At 63.8% G+C, this 23,037-nt stretch carries 25 protein-coding genes; 17 read left to right on the forward strand and 8 right to left on the reverse strand.

The features are described from left to right. The first annotated feature begins 61 nt into the window (after positions 1-61). The 3 genes from BN3385_RS25645 to BN3385_RS25655 are packed head-to-tail and all read left to right on the forward strand — an operon-like array spanning position 62 to position 3,196. On the forward strand, positions 62-1,603 hold the full coding sequence (locus BN3385_RS25645; RefSeq protein ID WP_059021171.1) for a FadR/GntR family transcriptional regulator: 1,542 nt from the start codon (positions 62-64) through the stop codon (positions 1,601-1,603). Between the two features lie 8 nt (positions 1,604-1,611). Continuing rightward, the gene (locus tag BN3385_RS25650; RefSeq protein ID WP_059021173.1) at positions 1,612-2,856 is read left to right on the forward strand and encodes an amidohydrolase family protein; all 1,245 of its coding nucleotides are present in this window, start codon (positions 1,612-1,614) and stop codon (positions 2,854-2,856) included. After that, positions 2,849-3,196, forward strand: a complete 348-nt coding sequence (locus tag BN3385_RS25655) for a DUF4286 family protein (RefSeq protein ID WP_059021175.1) — start codon at positions 2,849-2,851, stop codon at positions 3,194-3,196. Before BN3385_RS25650 ends, BN3385_RS25655 begins: the two co-directional genes overlap by 8 nt. An 18-nt stretch (positions 3,197-3,214) precedes the next feature. Here the strand turns inward: BN3385_RS25655 and BN3385_RS25660 are convergent, their stop codons facing one another. Both BN3385_RS25660 and BN3385_RS25665 read right to left on the reverse strand, forming a co-directional pair. Then, complete coding sequence (locus BN3385_RS25660; protein WP_059021177.1) at positions 3,215-3,604, reverse strand: DUF4267 domain-containing protein; 390 nt, start codon at positions 3,602-3,604, stop codon at positions 3,215-3,217. A gap of 2 nt (positions 3,605-3,606) precedes the next feature. After that, positions 3,607-3,978 (reverse strand): hypothetical protein, encoded by a 372-nt coding sequence (locus tag BN3385_RS25665; RefSeq protein WP_059021179.1) that lies wholly within the window; start codon positions 3,976-3,978, stop codon positions 3,607-3,609. Positions 3,979-4,053: 75 nt separating this feature from the next. Between BN3385_RS25665 and BN3385_RS25670 the strand changes: the two genes are divergently transcribed. Both BN3385_RS25670 and BN3385_RS25675 read left to right on the forward strand, forming a co-directional pair. Continuing rightward, positions 4,054-4,428 (forward strand): DUF732 domain-containing protein, encoded by a 375-nt coding sequence (locus BN3385_RS25670; RefSeq protein WP_059021182.1) that lies wholly within the window; start codon positions 4,054-4,056, stop codon positions 4,426-4,428. A 20-nt stretch (positions 4,429-4,448) separates the two neighbouring features. Continuing rightward, a complete protein-coding gene (locus BN3385_RS25675) occupies positions 4,449-4,922 on the forward strand; it encodes a CAP domain-containing protein (protein WP_231748890.1) in 474 nt (157 codons plus the stop codon). Positions 4,923-5,212: 290 nt separating this feature from the next. Here the strand turns inward: BN3385_RS25675 and BN3385_RS29110 are convergent, their stop codons facing one another. Beyond that, positions 5,213-5,353, reverse strand: a complete 141-nt coding sequence (locus tag BN3385_RS29110; protein WP_231748811.1) for a hypothetical protein — start codon at positions 5,351-5,353, stop codon at positions 5,213-5,215. On the opposite strand from BN3385_RS29110, the gene BN3385_RS25680 reads away from it, so the two are divergent. The 8 genes from BN3385_RS25680 to BN3385_RS25715 are packed head-to-tail and all read left to right on the forward strand — an operon-like array spanning position 5,352 to position 14,468. Beyond that, positions 5,352-6,062: an MlaE family ABC transporter permease gene (locus BN3385_RS25680; protein ID WP_231748812.1), complete on the forward strand. Its 711-nt coding sequence runs from the start codon at positions 5,352-5,354 to the stop codon at positions 6,060-6,062. The genes BN3385_RS29110 and BN3385_RS25680 overlap by 2 nt on opposite strands. Further along, positions 6,059-6,913 carry an MlaE family ABC transporter permease gene (locus BN3385_RS25685; protein ID WP_059021188.1) on the forward strand — a complete coding sequence of 285 codons (855 nt, stop codon included), beginning with the start codon at positions 6,059-6,061 and terminating at the stop codon, positions 6,911-6,913. Before BN3385_RS25680 ends, BN3385_RS25685 begins: the two co-directional genes overlap by 4 nt. 2 nt (positions 6,914-6,915) lie before the next feature. Next, on the forward strand, positions 6,916-8,232 hold the full coding sequence (locus BN3385_RS25690; RefSeq protein WP_059021190.1) for an MCE family protein: 1,317 nt from the start codon (positions 6,916-6,918) through the stop codon (positions 8,230-8,232). 38 nt (positions 8,233-8,270) lie between these two features. Further along, the gene (locus tag BN3385_RS25695) at positions 8,271-9,299 is read left to right on the forward strand and encodes an MCE family protein (protein ID WP_059021191.1); all 1,029 of its coding nucleotides are present in this window, start codon (positions 8,271-8,273) and stop codon (positions 9,297-9,299) included. Beyond that, the gene (locus BN3385_RS25700; RefSeq protein WP_059021193.1) at positions 9,296-10,561 is read left to right on the forward strand and encodes an MCE family protein; all 1,266 of its coding nucleotides are present in this window, start codon (positions 9,296-9,298) and stop codon (positions 10,559-10,561) included. Before BN3385_RS25695 ends, BN3385_RS25700 begins: the two co-directional genes overlap by 4 nt. After that, positions 10,558-11,880 carry an MCE family protein gene (locus tag BN3385_RS25705; protein WP_059021196.1) on the forward strand — a complete coding sequence of 441 codons (1,323 nt, stop codon included), beginning with the start codon at positions 10,558-10,560 and terminating at the stop codon, positions 11,878-11,880. Before BN3385_RS25700 ends, BN3385_RS25705 begins: the two co-directional genes overlap by 4 nt. After that, entirely contained in the window at positions 11,874-13,016 is a 1,143-nt protein-coding gene (locus BN3385_RS25710) for an MCE family protein (RefSeq protein WP_059022419.1), read from the forward strand. The genes BN3385_RS25705 and BN3385_RS25710 overlap by 7 nt, the downstream gene beginning before the upstream one ends. Then, positions 13,017-14,468 carry an MCE family protein gene (locus BN3385_RS25715; protein WP_059021198.1) on the forward strand — a complete coding sequence of 484 codons (1,452 nt, stop codon included), beginning with the start codon at positions 13,017-13,019 and terminating at the stop codon, positions 14,466-14,468. It abuts the gene before it with no gap. 5 nt (positions 14,469-14,473) lie between these two features. On the opposite strand, the gene BN3385_RS25720 is transcribed toward BN3385_RS25715, so the two are convergent. Continuing rightward, positions 14,474-15,106, reverse strand: a complete 633-nt coding sequence (locus BN3385_RS25720; protein WP_059021201.1) for a TetR/AcrR family transcriptional regulator — start codon at positions 15,104-15,106, stop codon at positions 14,474-14,476. A gap of 308 nt (positions 15,107-15,414) precedes the next feature. On the opposite strand from BN3385_RS25720, the gene BN3385_RS25725 reads away from it, so the two are divergent. Further along, positions 15,415-16,092, forward strand: coding sequence for a TetR/AcrR family transcriptional regulator (locus tag BN3385_RS25725; protein WP_082690643.1), 678 nt, complete (start codon positions 15,415-15,417; stop codon positions 16,090-16,092). On the opposite strand, the gene BN3385_RS25730 is transcribed toward BN3385_RS25725, so the two are convergent. Next, entirely contained in the window at positions 16,089-16,871 is a 783-nt protein-coding gene (locus tag BN3385_RS25730; RefSeq protein WP_059021204.1) for a hypothetical protein, read from the reverse strand. The genes BN3385_RS25725 and BN3385_RS25730 overlap by 4 nt on opposite strands. 12 nt (positions 16,872-16,883) lie before the next feature. Continuing rightward, positions 16,884-17,669 carry a spirocyclase AveC family protein gene (locus tag BN3385_RS25735; protein WP_231748813.1) on the reverse strand — a complete coding sequence of 262 codons (786 nt, stop codon included), beginning with the start codon at positions 17,667-17,669 and terminating at the stop codon, positions 16,884-16,886. Positions 17,670-17,995: 326 nt separating this feature from the next. Here BN3385_RS25735 and BN3385_RS25740 point away from each other — a divergent pair, with 326 nt between their 5' ends. Further along, on the forward strand, positions 17,996-18,580 hold the full coding sequence (locus BN3385_RS25740) for a TetR/AcrR family transcriptional regulator (protein WP_059022421.1): 585 nt from the start codon (positions 17,996-17,998) through the stop codon (positions 18,578-18,580). 66 nt (positions 18,581-18,646) lie between these two features. Here BN3385_RS25740 and BN3385_RS25745 read toward each other — a convergent pair whose 3' ends face one another. Continuing rightward, entirely contained in the window at positions 18,647-19,273 is a 627-nt protein-coding gene (locus BN3385_RS25745; RefSeq protein ID WP_059022422.1) for a TetR/AcrR family transcriptional regulator, read from the reverse strand. Positions 19,274-19,471: 198 nt separating this feature from the next. Here BN3385_RS25745 and BN3385_RS25750 point away from each other — a divergent pair, with 198 nt between their 5' ends. Both BN3385_RS25750 and BN3385_RS25755 read left to right on the forward strand, forming a co-directional pair. After that, positions 19,472-20,506 carry a hypothetical protein gene (locus tag BN3385_RS25750; RefSeq protein ID WP_059021208.1) on the forward strand — a complete coding sequence of 345 codons (1,035 nt, stop codon included), beginning with the start codon at positions 19,472-19,474 and terminating at the stop codon, positions 20,504-20,506. Between the two features lie 93 nt (positions 20,507-20,599). Continuing rightward, positions 20,600-22,315, forward strand: a complete 1,716-nt coding sequence (locus BN3385_RS25755) for a phytoene desaturase family protein (RefSeq protein ID WP_059021210.1) — start codon at positions 20,600-20,602, stop codon at positions 22,313-22,315. Here BN3385_RS25755 and BN3385_RS25760 read toward each other — a convergent pair. After that, a complete protein-coding gene (locus tag BN3385_RS25760; protein WP_059021212.1) occupies positions 22,273-23,037 on the reverse strand; it encodes a hypothetical protein in 765 nt (254 codons plus the stop codon). The genes BN3385_RS25755 and BN3385_RS25760 overlap by 43 nt on opposite strands.

A 23,037-nucleotide genomic window follows, 5' to 3' on the forward strand; every position in this document is an offset into this window, starting at 1 on the left:
TTTCCCGGCTTTCTCATAAATAGTTGACGAGGTGCAACTCGGTGCGGTTAGCTCGACAGCGATGGCCACAGTCCCGCCTTCCCATGACGCCGCACGGCGTGCGGTAGCCAGCCGCACGCCGCAGAAGGCGTCGCATCTCCTGGCCGCAGACCTGCGACACCGGATCCTCAGCGGCGAGCTGTCGGCCGACCAGCAACTCCCCCGCGAGCCTGAACTCGTTGCCCAGCTTCAGGTTTCCCGCGACACCCTGCGCGAGGCGCTGCGCATTCTGGAATCCCAGCAACTCCTCGAGGTACGGCGCGGTCGCGGCGGCGGCGCGGTGGTGCGCAAACCTGGCCTGCAGTCGACGGCGCGCTACGTCGCCCTCCTCTTGCAGCTGCGCCGGACCACCCTGGCCGACCTCGAAGAGGTCAGGTCGGTCGTCGAGCCGCCCGCCGCCGAGCAGGTGGCGCTGCGCGACGGTACCGATCATCTGGCCGAACTCGAGTCGCTCTATGAAACCGAGCGGGCAAGCCGCGACGCGCTCGCCTTCGTCGCCGCGATGTCAGCGTTCGATCAGGCTGTCGTGGACCTGTCCGGCAACCAGGCCCTCGGCGTGATCGCGGGCGTCTTCCGCGACATCTACGCCGGTCAGATCTACGCGGCGGTGCGCGACGGTGACGCCACCCTCGCCGAGCGGATCGCCTGGCGGGTGATCGCCAGCCACAGCGCCTTCCTGGAGGCGGTACGCCGCCGCGATGCACCCTTGGCGCAGCGGGCGTGGAGCGACTACCTCTACACCACGGGCCGAATGCTGTTGCGCCGTAACGTCAGCCGCCAGCCCATCAATATGACGCCGCTGTGGCGTGCCCAGGCAAGCCAGACCGGCTCCAGCACACGACGGGCGATGTCGGTGGCCACCGAGATCCGGGCCCGCATCGCCGAGGGCACCCTGCGGGAGGGGGATCGCCTTCCACCGCTGGCCGAACTCGGCGCGGAGTTCGAGATCTCTCGACCCATCCTGCGGGAAGCGCTGCGCATTCTGGAGATGGAGTTCCTGCTCGACCTGCGCAACGGGGACCGCGGCGGGCCGATCATCCGCACACCCTCGACCCGGATCGCCGCACAGCAGGCCGGAATCGTACTGCAGGCTCGCGGAACCACCCTGGTGGACTTCCATCGGGCACTACGCGTCGTCGAACCGACGATCATGGGGTTGGTCGCCGGCCGAATCACGGCCAAACAGCTTGCCGCCCTGCGCACCTACGCCGCCGAACTGCGGGACTGCACCGACGACACCGCCCACTTCGTCACGACCTGGCGCGACGCGGAGAAGTGCGCATTCGCCGCGGTGAAGAACCCTGCCCTGACGGTGATCGCCGAGATCCTGCACTGGGTGCGGGTGGAGGTCGAACCGACCGTGACCGCCGACGCCAAAGGCTTGCCGACCGTCGGCACGTCCAACCGCCGCGCCCAGGCGCTGTTCGCGCAGTTCGTCGATGCCACGGCAGATGGGGACGAGCAACGCGCTGTACAGCTGTGGGACAAGACATTCCGGGCCACCGCACCGTGGCTGGAGGGCTCCGGTATCGGCCAGCGCCTGATCCTCGACGTCACCACCTAGGAGAGCTGATGGATATCGACGACATGATCCTGGTCAGCGTGGACGACCACGTCATCGAACCGGCGCACCTGTTCGACGGCCGGGTGCCCGTGAAGTATCGCGATAGCGCGCCGCGCTTCGTCACCCGCGATGACGGCACGATGGCGTGGCGGTACGGCGGCCAGGAGATTGTCAACACCGCACTCAACGCGGTGGCCGGCCGTCCCCGCGAGGAGTTCGGCCGCGAGCCCACCCGTATCGACGAGATACGGACAGGCTGCTACGACATCGACGACCGGGTCCGCGACATGGACGCCAACGGAGTGCTCGGGTCGTTGTGCTTCCCGTCGTTTCCGCGGTTCTGTGGCCAGTTGTTCATGGACACCACCGATCGCGGTGAAGCCGCCGCCATGGTCCGGGCCTATAACGACTGGCATATCGAAGAATGGGCGGGCACCCATCCGGGCCGCATCATTCCCCTTGCCCTGCCGATGATGTGGGACCCGGACGCAACGGCTACCGAGGTGCGTCGCGTCGCGGCACTGGGCTGCCACGCCGTGACATTCTCTTCCAGCCCCTACGACCTCGGCCTGCCCAGTCTGTACTCGGATCATTGGGATCCGTTCTGGAGAGCCTGCGAAGAGGAAGGCACCGTGGTGTGTCTGCACCTGGGGTCCAACTCGCTGCCGCCGATCACCTCGCCGGACGCCCCGATCGAACTGGTCTACACACTGTCGCCGGTGAGCCTGTTCGCCACCGCGGCGGACCTGTTGTGGAGTCCGATCTTCCGCAAGTTCCCCGCGCTACGGGTGGCGCTGTCCGAGGGTGGTATCGGCTGGCTGCCGTACTTCCTGGAGCGGGTGGACTACATCTACAGCCACACGAAGTACTGGAGCGGAATGGATCTCGGCGATCGTCTGCCGTCGGAGATTTTCTCCGAGCACGTGATCCTGTGCTTCATCGATGATGCGGTGGGTATCGAGAACCGCCATCACCTCAATATCGACAACATCACCTGGGAATGCGACTACCCGCACTCGGACAGCACCTGGCCGCACGCACCCGAGGTCCTCATGCCGTCGCTGCACGGTGTCCCGGACGACGTGATCGACAAGATCACCCACCGCAATGCCATGCGGCACTTCCGGTACGACCCGTTCAGTCACATCCCGCGCGAGCGGGCCACCGTCGGTGCGCTGCGGGCTCAGGCGGCCGGGTGGGACATCAGCATCCGGTCGGTCAAACGGGGCAAGGAGGACTGCCTCCATGGCTGACCGATTCGTCCAGGTCGTCTTCTCCAATCCCGTCGCGGGCAGGGAGGACGAGTTCAACGAGTGGTACGACAACGTCCATATTCCCGAGCTGCTGACCGTGCCCGGCATGGTGTCGGCAACCCGCTATGCGCTGCACGAGGCGGCCATCTATCGCGCCCCGGGCGCCACGGCGCCCGAGCACAAGTACATGTGCATCTACGAAATGGAAGGCGACGTCGACGAGATCATGGCCGCCATCCGCGCCGGTGTGGCCAGCGGCGCAGTGCACATGAGCGACAGCCTCGACCTGTCCAGTTCGCGGCTGTCGTTCTGGACGCGCGCCGCGACCTTCCCGCAGTAAGCCCGTTTGGCCGCGGGATCAGTCCGCTGCGGATGCCCGCTGTGGACGGCGGGTCGCTCCCCACAAGCCGACGCCGATCCCGACCGCCGCACCGCCGAGTCCGATGATCTGCTGCCCGCGGGTGAGGTCGTGATGCACACTCGCACCACCCAGCAGGTCGGCGGCATCGGCGCCACCGGAGGCCAGGAACCAGCCGCGAGTGTCCTTGCCGCGCAAGCCTGCCGACAGCAGAAGCCCGCCGATGAGTGCGTCGCGGTAACCCATCGACCGCAGCAACAGCCGCGCCGACGGGCCGGGGTCGTTGGGTTCTCCCCACATCCGGTTGGCGCGCAGCGGATCGGCAAGGAAGGACAGGCCCGACGCCAGCCGGATACCGCCGGCGACGAGCGCGGCGCGATCGACAGCCATGCCTAGAGAGTCGCCGTGAACGGGCCGAGGATCTGGCACGGCGGCGACGCCGGCTGCATCGCCCACGCCGCGCACCCGCGCCCCGTGGCGACGTAGGTAGTGCCCGGGTGAAACGGCACCGAGATCGTGGCCGGGTCCGCGCCGCGAGCCTGGGCGCACTGGATCACCGAATCCGTTCCCAGCGGTTGGATACACGCGACCGCCGAGTAGGGCCCGGCGGCAGCACCACATCCGGCGATCACCGCGGTGGCGCTGACGGTCGCCCCGGTGACCTCCGGCAGCGACAGGGTGTACGTGCAGGGCGCATCGGGGCCGGCGTACGCCACGCCCCCGCCAATGGCGCTGCCCAGCGTCAGCACCACGACCGCTGTCACTATCCGGAATGGCCGTTTCGTGGCCGAATCGTAGAACAGTACGACGTACGCGACGATGGCTTTAGACTCACCGCCATGGCCATTTCTGCTGCACATACCGCACGCCTTCTCGTGGCCGGCGCCGTGGCAGCCTGTACCGCAGCGGCTGGCCTGGCCACCGCGCAGACAGCGTCGGCCGACAGCGTGGCCTATCTGGTCAATGTGACGGTGCGCCCCGGCTACAACTTCGCCAACGCCGACGCCGCGCTGTCCTACGGCTACGGGCTGTGCGACCAGATCGCCGCCGGCACCGGTTTCAGCCAGCTGGTGAACACGGTCAAGTCGGACTTCAACACCAGCGACGACTTCCAGGCCACCTACCTGCTCAGCCAGGCCTCGCAGGAACTGTGCCCCGCCCAGATCTGGCAGCTGCGACAGTCCGCAGCAGGCTGGGTCCCCTCACCGCAGTAAGGAATCCCTCGATGCACCGGATGGTCCATGCCGCCACCGCGGCCGGCTCGGTCGCCGTACTCGCCGTGCTGTCAGCTCCGGCCGCGCACGCCGACAACTCGCGGTTGAACAACAGCGTGATCGCCAATGTCTACACCGTGCAACATCAGGCCGGCTGCAGCACCGACATCAAGCGCAACCCGGCTCTCACACTGGCCGCACAGTGGCACGCCAATGATGTGCTGAACAACCGCTCCCTCGACGGCGACCTCGGATCAGACGGTTCGACCGCCCAAAGCCGAGCCGCCGCAGCCGGTTTCACCGGCACGGTCACCCAGACGGTGGCGATCAATCCCGCCCTGGCGATCAACAACCTCGACGTGATCAACCAGTGGTACTACGACCCGGTCGATTTCGGGATCATGTCGAACTGCGCCAACACCGCGATCGGGGTGTGGTCGGAGAACAGCCTGGACCGCTCGGTCGTGGTGGCGGTCTACGGTCAGCCGGCCTGAGGGCACACTCTCCCCAGCTCGCCCTGAGGTCGTCGCCGGACAACTGCCACGGACTGCACATCGGACCCTCTAGACTCTGTTATTTTAGTCGAACATAGATTAAATTATGAGCCACGATGGCCGCTGCACCAGATGCATCTCCTAGCTCTTGCACTGGAGGGCAGCGCACACGCGGCGCCAAAGAGCCTGATCAGAGGTGCTTGATCGGGCCGGTCCGCCACTCGACCAACCATCTTGAACAATGGACAAAGTTTGTTGTACGTTCTTTGCGGCAATCTGTGCGATCCAGGTCACACCCGCTGAGCCACCCCACCGCGATCGGAGGTCAGGATGAAGCAAGCCGCTCCGGCGACGCCCCTCCCCCGCCTGGCTCGTAGCGCGGTGTCGTCGGCCTTGAAGCCGGCCGCCGCAGTCGGCGGGTTCGTCGCCATGTCCGTCGACACCCTGATCCTGATGTTCAAGCCACCGTTCGCGTGGCGTGAGTTCCTGCTGCAGAGCTGGTTCGTTGCCCGTGTCTCGCTGGTGCCGACCATCATGCTGTCCATTCCTTTCACCGTGCTGACCGTGTTCGTCCTCAACGTTCTGCTCATCGAATTCGGCGCGGCGGACTTCTCCGGCACCGGCACCGCGCTCGGAGCGATAACGCAGATCGGCCCGGTGGTCACTGTTCTCGTGGTGGCAGGCGCCGGTGCGACGGCGATGTGCGCCGACCTCGGAGCGCGAACAATTCGCGAGGAACTCGACGCACTGAGGGTGCTGGGAATCAACCCGATTCAATCCCTCGTCGTGCCGCGGGTACTGGCCGCCACTGTCGTTGCCCTGCTGTTGAACTCGATCGTTTCGGTGATCGGCCTCGGCGGTGGCTTCCTGTTCTCGGTATTCGTCCAGCACGTCACGCCTGGTGCGTTTGCCGCTGGCATGACCATCCTGACAGGGCCCGTCGAGGTCATCGTGGCGCTGGTGAAGGCGGCTGTGTTTGGCCTGGCAGCAAGTCTGATCGCCTGCTACAAAGGCATTTCCGTCGGCGGTGGGCCCGCTGGCGTCGGGAACGCTGTCAACGAGACAGTGGTGCTCTCGTTCATGGCGCTGTTCTTCATCAACGTCATCGCCACCGCCATCGGCGTGCAGGTCGCCCAATGACATCGACACGACCCAGCAGACGACTCGGTTCACTGGGACGCCTGGCACAGCAGTTCGGCCGGGGCTGGGAGTCGGTCGGGTTTCAGATGGCGTTCTACACCAGAACGCTCGCAGAGGTCCGAAACGCGTTCGCACACTACAAACTGGAGATCGTTCGGCTCATCGCGCAGATGAGCCTGGGAACCGGAGCACTGGCGGTGATCGGCGGAACCGTGGTGATCATCGGGTTCCTTACGCTATCGGCGGGCGCCATTATCGCCGTGCAGGGCTACAACTCATTGGCCGGTATCGGGGTGGAAGCACTCACCGGATTCATCTCGGCATACGCGAACGTGCGCATCATCGCGCCCGTCGTCGCCGGGATCGGACTGGCCGCCACCATCGGTGCGGGCGCAACGGCCCAACTCGGCGCGATGCGCATCAGCGAGGAGATCGACGCGCTCGAAGTCATGGGCATCCGCTCGATCGCCTACCTCGCCTCGACCCGCGTCGTCGCCGGAATCATCGTCGTCATGCCGCTGTACTGCATCGCAGTTCTCGCGTCCTTCTTCGCGGCGAGGATGGGTACCACGTTCGGTTACGGACAATCCACCGGTGTCTATGACCACTACTTCAACACGTTCCTGCATTCGACCGACCTGATCTGGTCGTTCTTCCAGGCGGTGATGATCGGCATCGTCGTGATGCTGGTACACACCTACTACGGGTACACCGCGTCTGGGGGCCCGGCTGGCGTGGGAGAAGCCGTCGGCCGCGCCGTGCGAACCTCGCTGATCGCGGCTGCCTTCGTTTCGGTCATCATCACGCTGTCCGTGTACGGCCAGTCCGGCAACTTCGACCTGGCCGGATAGCGATGTTCGACGACCGTCAGGGCACACGAATCAAGCCGGCCTGGTGGACGGCCATCTTCCTGGCTCTCGTCGTCGGCCTGGTCTTCATGACCATTGCTCTTTTCACCGGCGCCTTCCGCTCGTTCGTACCAGTCACCCTGACCTCCGACCGCTCAGGTCTGATCCTGGAATCGGGTGGCAAGGTGAAGTTGCGCGGCGTACAGGTCGGCCGGGTCGCCTCGGTGAGCGGCACCGGTCGCGGTGTGACCGTACACCTGAACATCTTTCCCGACGCTGCCGCCGACATTCCGCAGAACGTCGATGCACAGATCAGGGCCACAACGGCCTTCGGCGCCAAGTACGTCGATCTGATCTACCCGGAAAACCCAAGTCCACAACACATCTCGGCTGGCACCGTCTTGGTCTCGCGCAATGTCAGCACCGAGGTCAACACAGTCTTTGAGAACCTCAGCAAGCTCATCGCGAAACTCGATCCGATGAAACTCAATGCCACATTGACCGCCCTTGCCGACGGAGTCCGCGGACAAGGCGAACGCATCGGTGAGGCCACCGTGGATGCCAATCAGGTTCTGCTCGCCGTCAATCCGCGGATGGACACTGTCGCCGCGGATTGGCGGGCGCTCAGAGACTTCTCTGACACCTACAGCTCCGCTGCACTGGACATCCTCACGACGCTGGATTCGGCCACTGTCACCAGCACGACAATCACCGACCACGCCGCGCAACTCGATGCGGCGCTCCTGGGGACCATCGGCTTGGCTCAGACCGGCACGACTGTCCTGGGCCGCAACGCCAATGACCTCGTTCATCTCATGGGAGCTCTGGTGCCGACCACGGATCTGCTGCACACCTATGACCCGACCTACACCTGTGCCTTGCAGGGCGCCTCCTGGTTCCTCAAGAACGGCGGGACGGAAGCCATGGGGGGCAATGGCAAGTCGGTGATCCTGGACGCCGCACTGCTGCCCGGCGACGACCCCTACAAATACCCCGACAATCTGCCCATCGTGGCGGCCAAGGGCGGTCCGGGCGGAAAGCCGTCATGCGGGTCCCTTCCCGATCCCAGCAAGAACTTCCCGGTGCGCCAACTGGTGACGAACACGGGTTGGGGAACCGGGTTGGACTGGCGTCCGAATCCGGGAATCGGCCACCCGTGGTTGTACAACTGGTTCCCGATCACCAAGGGCGTTCCCGAACCACCCAAGGCCCATGGGGACGGCCCACCGGCGATCGGCCCGGTCCCCTATCCCGGGGCACCGCCCTACGGCGCTCCGCTTTACGGACCTGACGGCACTCCGCTCTTCGCTCCGGGCTCCTGAGCCGCCCGATACAAGAGCTCATACCAAGGAGACTTGCGGTGCGAGACAACCTGGCAGGCGCCGTCTGGCGACTCGCCATCTTCGTGATGGTCTGTGTGTTGGGCATCTTCGCGATCTTCGCGATCTTCGCGCAATTGCGTTTCCAGGATGAAGACACCTATCGGGCCGAATTCACCGATATCACCGGACTGAAGTCAGGCGATTTCGTCCGGATCGCCGGCGTCGAAGTCGGCAAGGTGAGCGACATCTCGATTCGTCCGGACACCATCGTCACAGTCCAGTTCAGCACTGACCAGTCGGTGGTGTTGACCCACGGCTCCCGGGCCGTCATCCGCTGGGACAACCCGATCGGCGACCGCTACCTGGAACTTCAGGAAGGCGCCGGCGACCCGAAGCGACTGCTGCCCGGACAGACGATTCCGGTCAGTCAGACTGAGCCCTCTGTCGACCTCGACGCACTGATCGGCGGATTCCGGCCGCTGTTCCGCGCGCTGGACCCCGAACAGGTCAATGCTCTTACCGGACAACTGATCCAGGTGTTCCAAGGGCAGGGCGGCACGATCAGCTCGTTCCTGAGCCAAACCGCGCAGTTCACCAGCACGCTGTCCGACCGCGATGATCTCATCGGCCAGGTCATCCACAACCTGAACGTTGTGCTCGGGTCGCTCGCTGATCAGAACAAGCAATTCGGCAGCGCGATATCGTCGGTGTCCGAACTGATGAAGGGACTGTCCGCCCGGCGGGACGACATTACCAACGGACTTGCCTACACCGACGCCGCCGCGGAATCGATCGCTGACCTCATGGCAGCGGCACGTCCTGCTCTGCAGAACACGGTCGCACAGACCGACCGGGTGGCGGGCTTGGCGATGGCCGACTACGGCTTTCTCGATCACACGCTGGCCACCCTGCCCGAGGCCTATCGCGCCCTATCCCGGCAAGGCGTCTACGGCGACTTTTTCAGCTTCTACCTCTGCGATCTGTTCCTGAAGGTCAACGGCAAGGGCGGTCAACCCGTGTACGTCAAGCTCGCCGGGCAGGACACGGGAAGGTGCACGCCCCAGTGAAGATGATCTCCGAGCGCAACCCACGTGTCGTGGGCGCTATCGGCATCGGCGTCGCCGCGGTCCTCGTGGTCGGCGCGCTGCAGTACAAGAATCTCCCCTTCTTCGACAACGGCAATACCTACTCGGCGTACTTCAGCGAGGCCGGCGGGCTGACAGTTGGTGCGCCGGTGCAGATCTCGGGATTCAAGATCGGCCAGGTGACCGATCTGGACCTCGATGGCAACCGCGTCCTGGTCACCTTCGACGTCGAGAAGGACATGCCACTGGGTGATCGCACCGAGGCCGCCATCAAGACGCGGACCCTGCTGGGATCCAAGGTCCTCGAGATCAGACCACGGGGCGAAGGCAGCTTGACCGGCCCCATCCCGGTGGACCGGACCACTCCGCCCTACCAGCTTCCCGATGCGCTCGGTGACGTCGCCTCAGCAATCAACGGGTTGAACACCGACCAGCTGTCCGACTCGCTGTCCACCCTGGCCGAGACATTCAAGGACACCCCTCCGGATCTTCAGGTGGCAGTGGCGGGTGTCGCGAAGTTCTCTGACACGCTGGGAAAGCGGGACCAGGAGTTGCGGAGCTTACTCGCCAATGCCGAGAAGGCGACCGCGGTTCTCGCGGAACGAAGTTCGGATATCGCTGGTTTGGTCAACGACACCAACAACCTGCTGAGCAGCCTGCAGAGTCAGAGCGGCTCGCTGGACGCCATCGCCGGTCACCTCTCGGCAGTCTCCCGACAGCTGTCCGGCGTCGTCGCCGACAACAGCGGAAAGCTCAAACCCGCGCTCGACAAACTCAACGGCGTGCTGGCCCTGGTCAACAAGTACAAGAACAATGTCGCCGAATCGCTCAAGATGTTGAACGCGTATGCGATGTCTTTCGGCGAAACCCTCTCGTCGGGACCGTTCTTCAAGGCCTACCTGGCGAATCTGCTTCCCGGACAGTTCGTGCAACCCTTTGTCGACGCGGCATTCTCCGACCTCGGTCTGGACCCGAACGTCAAGCTGCCTTCGCAGCTGAGCGACCCCCAGGTCGGTCAGCCCGGTACTCCTCCCCTGCCGATGCCCTTCCCGCGTACCGGCCAGGGCGGTGAGCCGAACACCTCGCTGCCGGAGGCCATCACCGGCAATCCTGGTGATCCGCGATACCCGTACCGAGAGCCGCTGCCCGCTCCGCCACCCGGTGGTCCCCCACCCGGTCCGCCCGCAGTCGTATCACCCGAGCCGACACCAGAGCCCGTCCTGGTTGAACCGGAGCAGCCATGAGTAAGCGAACGATCAAGCTGCTGATAGCTGTACCGCTGGTGCTCACACTCGTTGCCGGTGCCGGGCTGCTGATCAGATCCGCGCTCTCGGCGAATCGGGTTCACCTGACCGCCTACTTCGACAACAGCAACGGCATCTTCCCCGGTGACGAGATCCGCATTCTCGGTGTGCCGGTCGGCAAGATCGACTCCATCGCGCCGCAGCCGCAGGGCGTCAAAGTCGCCTTCTGGGTGAACAAGAGATACAAGGTCCCTGCGGACGTGCATGCGGCGATCCTTGCGCCATCCCTGGTGACTGCGCGCGCCGTCCAGCTCACGCCCGCCTATACCGGTGGTCCGGTCATCAAACCTGGCGCCGTGATTCCGCTGGACCGCACCATCGTTCCGGTCGAGTGGGACGATCTGCGCGAACAGCTCGAGAAGCTCACTGAGACGTTGCAGCCCACAACGTCTGGCGGTGTCAGCCCGTTGGGTGCCTTCATCAACACCACGGCAGACAACCTGCGTGGACAGGGGGCCGATATCCGCCAGGCCATCATCACGATGTCGGAAGCGTTCTCCGCTCTTGGTGATCACAGCAAGGACATCTTCGGCACCGTCAAGAGCCTGTCCACGTTGGTCACCGCGCTTCAATCCAGCACCGACGTCATGCGTCTGCTCAACGGAAACCTCGCATCGGTGACGGCACTGTTCGCGAACGCCCCCAACGAGATCGGCCAGGCGATGACCGACCTCAACATCGCGGTGCGAGACGTCCACTCCTTCCTTACCGAGAACACGAGTACGATCGGCACCACTTCTCAACAGTTGGCGGATGTGGCTGCAGCACTGGGCGAAAGCCACGACGAGATCGAGCAGTTTCTGCACATCGGGCCGACCACGGTGCAGAACTTCCTCAACATCTATCAGCCGGCCCAGAACGCCCTCACTGGCGTCCTCGCCTTGAACAACTTCGCCAATCCGGTGTCGTTCCTGTGCGGTGCAATACAGGCCGCTTCCCGGCTCAACGCCGAGCAGTCCGCCAAGCTGTGCGTGCAGTATCTTGCGCCGATCGTCAAGAACCGGCAGTACAACTTCCTGCCGTTTGGTGTGAACCCCTTCGTCGGCGCCGCAGCCCGCCCGAACGAGTTGACCTACAGCGAGGACTGGCTGCGGCCGGACCATCAACCGGCACCACCGGCGGACAGTCCCGTTGCACCGGCCACCGCATCTGCGCCAGCTGCGGTCGAGCCTGCAGCCCCGCTACCGGCCGAGGCAGTACCGACAGATCCCCAGGCCGGCCTCGGCGGCATGATGACTCCCTCGGCGGGTGGATCGTGACGTTCCGGATCGGTACCGCACTCGCCTCGGCCGTGTCCTGCGCCGTCATCGGCGCCACCTCCGGATGTTCCGATTGGGAGGGTGCGAACTCATTACCGCTACCCGGGACGCAAGGCAACGGACCCGGTTCGTTCGAAGTGCGCGCCGAGATGCCCGATGTCACGAACATTCAACGCAATCAACGTGTTCGGGTGGGTGACGTCACGGTTGGACATATCACCGACATCCAGCGACAGGGCTGGCACGCATTGGTGACCATGCGGCTCAACGGTGATGTCGATCTTCCGGCCAACGCCACCGCCAAGGTCGGCATGACCAGTCTTCTCGGCACTCTCCATGTTGAGCTGGCCGCGCCGACAACGGAACCACCCCAGGGACACCTGCATCAGGGGTCGTTGATTCCGTTGTCCTCATCGGGGTCCTATCCCACGACCGAGCAGACCCTCGGGTCACTATCGCTGTTGTTGAACGGCGGCGGTATTGGGCAGCTGCAGGACATCACCAAGGCCTTTGCGACCGCGTTCACCGGTCGCGAAGCCGACCTCCGCAGCTTTATCGACCAGCTGAATGTGTTCATCAGCAAGCTCAATGGGCAGACCACCGACATCATCGAAGCCAATGTGAGCCTCAACAGCCTCGTCGGGCAGATCGCAGAACAGAAGTTCGTCCTCGACAGCGCCTTGCACACCGTGCCGCAGGCGATCGCCGAACTGAGCAGGCAGCGGGACACACTGATCGAGGCGGTCGACAAGTTCGGGAAATTCAGTGCGCTGGCAGCGGATCTGACTCATCAGACCCGTGACAGCCTGGTGCAGAACCTGCGCAACATCGCGCCGGTGCTCAAGTCGTTGGCCGACGCAGGGCCTGACATGACGCAATCGCTCGGACTTCTGGCGACCTATCCGTGGCCAAAGGAGAATCTGCTCAAATGGTTCCGAGGTGACTACGCGAACCTGACGGCCATCATCGACCTGACCCTGAGCCGGATCGACGCGTCGTTGTTCACCGGCACCCGGTGGGAGGGCAACCTCACTGAACTCGAACTGCAGTGGGGGCGCACCATCGGGCAGATGCCCAGCCCCTATACCGCCGGCAACCCGCTGGTGGTGCCCTACCACCTCGACCAAGGACCGTAGATGCACCTGTCCCGAGGCATCAAGATCCAGCTCGCCATCTTCGGTGTCGTCAGCCTTATCGCGGCACTGATCATGGTGTTTGGTTACATCAAGCTGCCGGTGCTGCTTTTCGGGGTCGGCCGCTACACCGTCACCGTGGAACTGCCACGCTCGGGCGGGATCTACGCCAGTGGCAATGTCACTTACCGCGGGGTCGAGGTCGGTCGAATCGAGGGTGTGAAGGTCACCCCCCAGGGCGTCGCGGCGACATTGTCGCTGAAGTCCGGGATCGACATTCCCTCCGATGTCAAAGCCGAAGTGCACAGCGTCTCAGCGGTCGGCGAACAGTACGTCGCATTGATTCCGCGCAGCTCCAACGGTGCACCTCTGAAGGACGGTGACGTGATCCCGATGGCGGACACCTCGGTCCCGCCGGACATCAACAGCCTGCTCGACTCCGCCAACACCGGCCTGGAAGCCATCCCCGGCGACGCCCTGAACACGGTGGTGAACGAAAGCTACACAGCGGTCGGTGGTTTGGGGCCAGAACTATCCCGCATTGTGAAGGGTTCGACCGCGCTCGCCATCGATGCCCGTCAGAATCTCGGCTCGATCACAGGCCTCATCGACGGGTCGAAGGCGGTGCTGGACAGCCAGTCCGACACATCACCGGCCATCGACGCGTGGGCTGCCCAGCTCGCCGACATCACCACACAGCTCAAAACGCAGGATCGTTCAGTCGCCGGCCTGATCGACAATGCCGCTCCCGCTGCAGCCCAGGCGCAACGGCTGTTCGACACACTCCACCCCACTCTGCCGACCATCCTCGCCAATCTTTCCGGCATTGCCGATGTCGCCGTGACCTACAACGCAAGCGTGGAACAGCTTCTGGTCCTGATTCCCCAGAGCCTGGCCGTCGAAGCCGCGCTCGCCGTGCCGAACGCCAACACCGAGCAGAAGCTTCGCGGCCTGTACCTCAGCTTCAACCTCAACATCAACATCCCGCCGGCCTGCACCACCGGCTACATTCCCGCTCAGCAGCAGCGCACACCGGACCAGCTCGACTACCCGGCACGACCACCCGGCGACTTGTATTGCCGGACAGCACAAGACGCAACATTCGGGGTCCGCGGTGTCAAGAACACGCCCTGCCCGACCAAACCCGGAAAGCGGGCCCCCACGGCGAAGATGTGCGAGAGCGACGAACAGTATGTGCCGCTCAACGACGGCGAGAACTGGAAGGGCGATCCGAACGCCACGTTGTCGGGTCAGCCCATCCCACAGCCTCGGACGGGAAGTGCTCCACAAGCAACTCCCGCCCAGCCTGTGCCCCCGTCGATTGTCGCCGTACCCTACGATCCGGCAACCGGGTCGTACATCGGTCCTGACGGTAAGACCTATGTCCAAAGCGATCTCGGGCAGGCTGCACCGAACCACCAAACGTGGCAATCAATGTTGACGCCGTCAGGCTAGGCCGGTCACGGCCCCGTGGGAGCGCTGACTCCGGTGGGCAGAAAGGCCGGCAGCACGAACGACCGGAGCATGGTGCGGTGGCCGGGATCGTCGGCTCGGACGAAATCGAGGCGACCGACGAGGATCAACTGAACCAGGGCCAACCACTCCGCTACATCACCCATCGCGAGGTCGTCGCGAATCTCGCCCCGTTCAGCGGCTGTCTCAAGGATTGGCGCCCACATCTCGCCGGTCAGTGCCGCTGCGAGCCCGGCGCCACCCACCAACGTGGTGGCTAGTTCCATCCGTTCCGGGCTGACGAGGATTCGCACGATCGGATCCTTCCGGCCGTGGTCAACGAGATAGATCAAACCCTCGACGAGTTGATCGGCGAACGTCTCATGGCTGGCGATGTAGGTTCGAGCGCGGACGAACAGCATTCGCGATCGGCGCTCGATGAGCGCGCTCAACAACGAATCGCGGTCGGCGAAGTACCGGTAGACGGTGGGCCGTGAGACTCCCACCGCCTTGGCGATATCGTCCATCGTGGTCTTGTCAACGCCGAATCGCAGAATGACCTCCTCGGCGGCGCCGAGAATCTGCTGGCGCGCCTCGTCGGCATCCGCACTGAGCCCAGTGCCGCCCCGTCGGCGAGCCATGTTGTCTCCTGTCACTGGGAGGTTCGGCGAAAAGACGTCCGACCCCTCATGGAATTTTACAATCATCCATTATTGTCAGCAGTTGTATCAGCGATTATCTTCGGCACGCCGCGACCGCGGCACCCGACCCTGAAGACGGTGCAGCCCAAGCGAAAAGATCAGTACCGGAGGTCAGTCCAGAGTGCGGACTTCGCTTTACGGCTAGCCATCAACATTGCAGACCCGCCGAGACCCCCGATCACGGCCCGTCTTCGACAACCGGGGCCTACCTCGCCGTATTGACCACCCCTAACCCATACAATCGAACCATGGCTAGAAAACCGCGGGGTGCTGCGCGGCCGGATACCGAGCCCGAGTCCAAGTCCCAACGCACCCGTCAGCGGATCCTCGATGCAGCGGCCCATGTTCTGAGCGTCAAGGGTTTCGCCGGCACCCGACTCAATGATGTCGCCGAGTATGCCGAGTTGCAGGCACCCGCCATCTATTACTACTTCCCCTCCCGGGAAAACCTCATCGAAGAAGTCATGTACTGCGGGATCAGCGACATGCGGCAGTACCTGCAGGAGACGTTGGACGCGCTGCCCGACGGGACGGCACCGCTGGAGCGCATCCTGACTGCGGTGGAGGCACACTTACGCCACGAACTCGAACTGTCCGATTACGCGACCGCGTCGATCCGCAATTCGGGCCAGATCCCCGAACACCTTCGCACCCGCGAACGCAAAGAGAGCGCTGCGTACGGCAAAATCTGGCAGCGCCTGTTCGACGATGCCGCAGCCGAGGGTGAGATGCGTGACGATCTCGATCCGCGAATCGTGCAGGGCCTGGTGCTGGGCGCCCTGAACTGGGCGGCGGAATGGTGGGATCCCCGCCGCGGATCTTTGGACACCATCGTGGCCAGCGCACAGGCGTTGGTCCGAAGCGGTATCGCTCCGGTACCCGCCAAGCCGGCGCGCCGCAGGAGCAGCGAGCGACCCAAGGCCTAAGCGATGCGGTCGGCTTCCGACCGCTGCGCAACGAGAATCCGGCCCAGCAGTCCGACAGTGCTGGCAATGGCTCCCACCACCGTAAGCGCGGCCAGATGGACCAGCACCATCGGCGGTTGGTCGACCGAATGGCGCACCGACAGGTACAGGATGCCGGAGCCGAACAGCCCGGCCGCGAATGCCATCGGCACCACCGGGATGAGGTAGAGATAGGCGAATCCATTGAATCGCGGGGCCAGCCGGTAGATGACGATTCCGCTGACCAGTGCCGACATCGCGTTGGTGAAGCCGAGGAAGATCGGGTAGCCGAACACGACGAATGGCTGGCTGTCCTGATAGTCATAGACTTTCAGCACAGCGATGTAGGTGATCTCTGCTGCGACGGCCATCACCACGATGAACGCGTACATCGTCCACACTGTGCGCATCGTGGGGCGTTTCGCCAAAGCGCGGGCAATGAAGACGGTGGCGCCGCCGTAGAAGGTCAGGTAGGCCGCGGGCACCCAGATCGGCTGGTGACTGCCGAATGTCGTGTAAAGGTGCCACTGCCCCTGCTCCCGGAACCACAACCCGTATAGATGGTCGAAAAGCGGTTCCATCAGGCACGTGAGCGTTCCGCTGATGAGCACGAAGTACGGCCAGACGATCGCTTCCCGACGGCACAGGCGCGCAACCAAGATCAGGACCGCGACAGCAAGTCCGAATGTGAGCACAGTCGCGATCAACTGGCCGACCGGCCACACCGGTGTGTCGATCCCCGCCGTCGTTACGGGAGCCATCACATTCTCCGATCAGCCGGGCAGCAGGTAGCTGGGCAGGTCGGCATACGACGTCCCGATCAAACCGAGCCAGTTGAAGGGCAGGTGGTACACAAACACCAGCGTCACCATGCAGAATCCGAGCACAGCGAAGTTCCGCACGTGGGGCCGCAACGCCGGGCGCCAGCGCTGCGCACCGAGTTCGATCGGCGACTCTCCCACCGGCCGCTCCTCCGCTTCCATCCGCGCCCAGGTGAAGACACACCCTACGAATGCCACCAGGATGGACTCATAGATCGGGAACTGATGCACTTCACCGGGCCACAGGGTCAGGGGTTCATAGGTTTTGGCGAAGGCGTAGGCATGGGTGGTCCGGATCACCACATTCTCCACCACGAAATCGAAGACAAATTCGAAAATGAAGATAAAGACAAACAGGCGGAACTTGGACATGGCCGGCCACCGGCGCCGCAGGCGTTTTGCCTCGTGGCACGCCACGATGGCCACGCCTGCACAGAAGTAGATGTACATCGGCGGACCCCAGATCAACGACTCCGCGTAGCGACTCGGTGCATCCGGGTTATGGAACGGCAGGAATCGGACCCAGACACCGCGATTGACGTTCGCGCTGTTCCATGCGAACAGATACTGCTGGACATTGAGGAACGCATCCGCCACAAAGCAGATGATGCCGCCGATGACGAACTTGCCGTCCAGGCTCAACGAACCCGTCCGGCGGAGCGGCTTGACCACGCAGTACCAGATGAACGCCGCCATCACCGCAAGACTGATCGCCTCAAAGATGCGCAGGGCGATCAATCGCCCAGTGTCCATGACGTCAGGTCCCACCCGTGGCGCGGGAGTGAACTCCTCCCCCGAAGTCACCCATCGCACAACGACTTCGACGCATACCACGAACCACACAACGCCGATGAGGGCAAGGAAGGTCGCAGGACCCTGCCGACCGAGTGGCGGGGGTTCGGACACCGGCCGCTTCTCGACGACCGCGCCACCGGGACCAGGGGTCAACGACATCTCGGGCACCTTTGGTAGACAAACTAGATCTTTTGTAACCAGCTGGGTGATAATGACCCGGTGTATGCAGATATGTCAACCAGCGGCCGACACCCGAGGTGGGCGTGGACATGACTCCGGGCCCCCGCGCCGCCGCCAGGCAGCGCATCATCAGCGCCGCACGGGAACTGTTCTGCACCAGCGGTATACGTGCGGTGACCATGGCCGACGTCGCGAACGAGGCGGGCTGCAGCCGGCAGATGGTCTACAAGGTGTTCTTCGACCGGCGGGAGCTGATCCTGGCCGCCATCATCGATCGGATCGTCGAGATCGCCGACTCCACCGCGGATGCGGTTCCCGACGCCGGCTTCACCGAGTCGTTTGTCGAACTGTCGGTCCGGATCATCGAGACGCTGCGCAACGATCCCGAGCTGTCGACGCTGCTGGGTGACAGCAGTCCGGTCACTGCACACGAAGCACTATGGGAGCCGGAGCTGGTCGAACGTGCGGTGCGCTTCTGGCAGCCCTGGCTCGACATCGGCAGGCAACGACACCTACTCCGAGACGATCTCTCCAATCGCGATCTCGCCGACTGGCTGCACACCGTCTACGCCTCGATCATCCTGCGCCGCAACATACCTCAGGAAGACGAGCGGGCAATGATCGAACGCTTCGTCATGACCTCGCTGGCGATGGCCAGTAGCGTGCCCCGCTGACATCGAGTTTCACGTTGTGCAGCGCTGCTCTCGAACTTTCCCTGCGAAACGTGAAACTCGAACTGCTCAGTTGCCGTAGAGCGTGCCGTTCCACATCGCCACCAGTGGACCGACCATTGATTCCTCGTCGGTCAGTTCAGGATCAACCCCCATACCGGCGATATGCAGCACCCGTTCTGTGCTCCAGAAGAGTGTGGCGGCAAGGGTGCGGCTCGGCAGATCCGAGGTGATCAGGCCGGCCTCCCGTTCTCGATCGATCTCAACGGCGCCGGCGGCGACAAACCGCTCGACGACAGCGAGCCACAGCGTCCGCAGTGCGGCCTCGCTGTGCCAGTGCTGGTTGGCCGCCTGCAAGACCGAGCGATGCCGATGCCATGCATGCGTCACCGCGCGGATGCTGCGCTCCAGGGCAATCGACGGTGGGGTCTCGGGCGAGCGTTCCAGAAATGGTTGCACTGTTCTGAAGATGTCTTCCATCGCCGCCTCGAGCAGACCGGCCAGCACCGAGAACTTCGACGAGAAGTAGAAGTAGAAGGTCGCCCGCGACACGTTCGCCTCGGTGAGAATCTGCGCCACGCTGATATCAGCGAATGCCTCACGCTCCATCAGCCGAGCCGTCGCGGCGTACATGGCATCGACCGCAGGTACTCCGTTGAGATCTACCGATCGTGGTCGACGCGTGGGCTCCGTCATCTGCGTCACCTTACCGTCGCTCGCAGCGACCATCCCGCACCCCCGCGCAGAAATCTAATCCGATTTCAAATGAGGTATACACAATGTCTAGACACGGTGTTAGTGTGAGCTGGTCCACACCAGCCGATACCGGCTGTCAGGGAGAAAACCGCATGTCACGGGCATGCGCGTCCGAGATCACCACGAGAGGACACACCGATGAGTCCCATGTTGAGCGCGACATGGTCGCCCCTCATTCAGGGCCAGGGCTGGCCGCCCAATATCCAGCCGGCTCCCGGCAACTTCAGCGCCAGCTTGGGCGCCGAGATCGCATTCATCCTCATCGCCGGCGCCTTGGTGATGGTGCTGGCCTTGCCCTGGGCGATCAGGGCCGCGGTCAAGAGCCGCAACTTCGTCCCGCTGATCGTGATGGCTAGTGGTTTGATCTGCAGCCTGCTCGAGCCGATGCTCGATCTACTCGGCCATCTGCACTGGGCGAACAATCTCATGCCGGCCTTCACCAACTTCGGCATCACTGTCCCGCTGCTGATTCCACCGTGCTATGTGGCGTTCCTGGGACTCGAGGCCTACTTCTGCTACTTCGTGATCCGCAATGGCGCGCACGCATCGACCTTCGTGATGCTGCTGGGCATGGGCATTGTCACCGACGCGGTCATGGAAACCATCGGTATCAACCTCGGCACCTACCTCTACTACGGCGTGCAACCGTTCACTTTCCTGGGCTTCCCGTACTGGTGGGGTTTCATCAATGGCGGCTCGTTCGTCACGATCGGCGCCATCCTGGCTTTCGCAGTTCCGAGACTCAAAGGCGCACAACAACTGCTGCTCCTGCTGGTGGCTCCGTTCGGCATGATGGTCGCCTACTTCGGCGTCGGATTCCCGCACATCCTGATTCACAACTCCACGTTGCCGACCCCGGTGCGCTGGCTGGGAGCCGCTGTCATGATGGCCATGATGGTCGGCTGGATGTTCATCCTGCACCGGCTGGTCGGCCGTCCCAACACACTGCCGGCTCCCAAGTGGACGTTCTGGCGAGTCTTCGCTTACGGCAAGTTCATCCCGACCCGCCGGGGCCGCGCGGAACTGTGGCGCAAGATGTGCGAGGAGGGTGGCGTGAAGCCGGGCGACGGGATCGCGGTCGATCCCGAGGATCCGTCTCAGGCCGTCCCGGTCGGCCCGACGATCACCTTCGACGGCGGGCCCCGCAACCGCGAGCCAGCGGCGTCAATCTGACCCACGACGCGGTGGGTCGGTGGCGACGAGAATCGCCCCGGCCCATCGCGTTTCGGCCACCACCCTGTGAGCACTATCTGTTGAGGATCATTCATGTCTGGAACTGCCCAGCCCCCTCGTGAAGCCGATGTCGTCGTCGTCGGTTCCGGCCACAACGGTCTGGTCGCCGCGGCCTATCTGGCCAAAGCCGGACTCAACGTCCTGGTTGTGGAAGCGGCCGCGACCGCCGGCGGTATGACGTCGACGAACTCGTTCGCTCCGGAGGCCCCGGAGTACACCATCAACGAGGCCTCCATCCAGGCCTCGCTGTTCCGCACGACCACGATCAACGACGACCTCGAGTTGTCGACTCGGTACGGGCTGCGACAGACGGTGATCGATCCGGCCCACTTCCAGCTCGCCGCCGATGGGAGTTCACTGGGCCTGTGGCGTGACCCGCGCAAGACCGCAGCCGAGTTGGAGTACTTCTCCAAGAAGGACGCCCGCGCTCTCATCGAGCTGTACGAGGTCATCGACGCGGCGGTCGAGATCGGTCTGCCGATGATGCAGACCAATGTCGTCACGCCTGACATCTCCGCAATCCTGAAGGCCGCCAGGGGTGTTGCCAAGAACCGCAAACAGCTCAGCGCCATCGGTCGCTGGATGGCGAGTTCGCAGACCGAGGCGGTCGAGGAGAGCTTCGAGCACGACATGATCCGCGCCCCTCTGCTCACCTCGCTACCGTTCATGCCGTTTGACGCCGACCTGTCCGGCTGGTCGCTGATCTATCTGGGCGTGCTCTCCAAGTACGGCGTCGCTATGTTCCACGGCGGGACCGGTTCCCTGCCCAAGGCACTCATTGGAGTGATCAAGGACAACGGCGGAGACATCGTGACGAACTCCCCCGTCGAAGAACTCATCATCGAGCACAACCGCTGCGTCGGTGTTCGGGTCCGCGGTGGCACCGAGATTCGCTCCCGCCGTGGCGTACTCACCGCGTGCAGCCCGAAGACGACCCTGACCAAACTCCTGCCGCGCGGAATCCTGGAGCACAAGAAGCAGGTCGCCGCCGATCACATCCCGACCCGAAAACGCGGTATCGCCGACGCGAAAGTCAATGTCGCACTGTCGGGGCGGGTGGACATGTCCAAGCATGAGAAGTGGCGTGGCGACGGGATCGATCTGCGGTTGGCCTGCAACTGCTACCACACCTACGAGCAGGCCAAGGAAGCTGCTAAGGCCTGTGTGCGTGGCCAGGTTCCCGACGCGATCCCCGGCCTGGCACAGGTGACCAACGCCTTCGATCCCTCGATGTCACCCCCGGGCAAGGACCTCTGGTGGTTCTGGACCGGTCTCACACCGTCCTTCCCCGAGGAGGGCTGGGACGTAGCCCGAAAGAAGATCACCGACAGCATCATCAAGGACGCCGACGAGTACTACAAGGGTGTCGAGGACCTGCAGGTTGCGGTCCGACCACTGGTGCTTCCCGATATCGAGGAACGCTTCTGGGCCATCGACGGTTCGGTGTACCACGTCGATCCGACGATCAGCAGGTTCGGTCCCAATAAGCCGGTAGCCGGCTTCGCGGGATACCGCACTCCGGTCGAGGGGCTCTTCCTGACCGGTTCGGGAACCCATCCTGTTGCCGGGATCAGCGGGATGCCGGGCCAGAACGCGGCTCGCACGATGCTCAAGCAGTTCCGGTTGGAGGACAAGGGCGGTCGATTAGGTGCACTCAAAGACCGGCTGCGCCGCGAGCGTCGCCGAGCCGCGCTCGTCGACGATCCCTACTCCAGTGGGCCCAACGACCCGTTTCCGGCCGAGTTGTAGTCTGCCGCAGCCTCATCCTTGATCGCGCGGAATACCAGCCACGCCGTGACGAGATACCAGACACCGAAAACGGCTGCCGGTATCCAGAATCCGATGAGACCCGTCCAGGCGAACGGACCGCTCTTGAAGAAGATGATCATGCTCGCGGGAAGTAGCAGCAGCGCGACCCACAGATTGAGGTAGCCGAACCAGCGCGGGAACACCGGGCGGGGATTCTTGTCGGTGAAGATCGCGGTTGCGAGCGATCCCAACTGACCGAGGATGGGCGGCCACGGCAGGATGAGCATCACGTAGGACAGATCGTTGACAAGTTTGGTCAGTTCCGCAGGCCGTTCGGGCCGGAACAACCCGCCGATGAACAGCAGCACCGGGATGATCAGGACGACGGTAACGATCAGCCCCGAGGCAAACTGCAGGATGGCCAGGCTCGGGACTCGACGCTCGGCCCGCCGCATCTGCATGCTGATCGCGAAGAAGAACGGCACCGTGAGGAAGATGCCGATCAGGCCTAACAGCGCGCCGAGGCGATGCAGGTTAACCCCATTGCCGTAAGCGTGGGCCACCTGCTCGGCGCTGTAGGTCGCAGGGATGAGCGGGATGAAGCCGCCCATCAGTCCCCAGCCGCCGAACAGCAGGACGACGAACACCGGCCCACACCAGGCACAGACGGTCTGAATCTTGCGGGAAAGTTCCACATCCCGGCGGAACTCGGCTGCATCCAT

Source organism: Mycobacterium sp. M26 (genome assembly GCF_001494595.1).
GTDB lineage: Bacteria > Actinomycetota > Actinomycetes > Mycobacteriales > Mycobacteriaceae > Mycobacterium.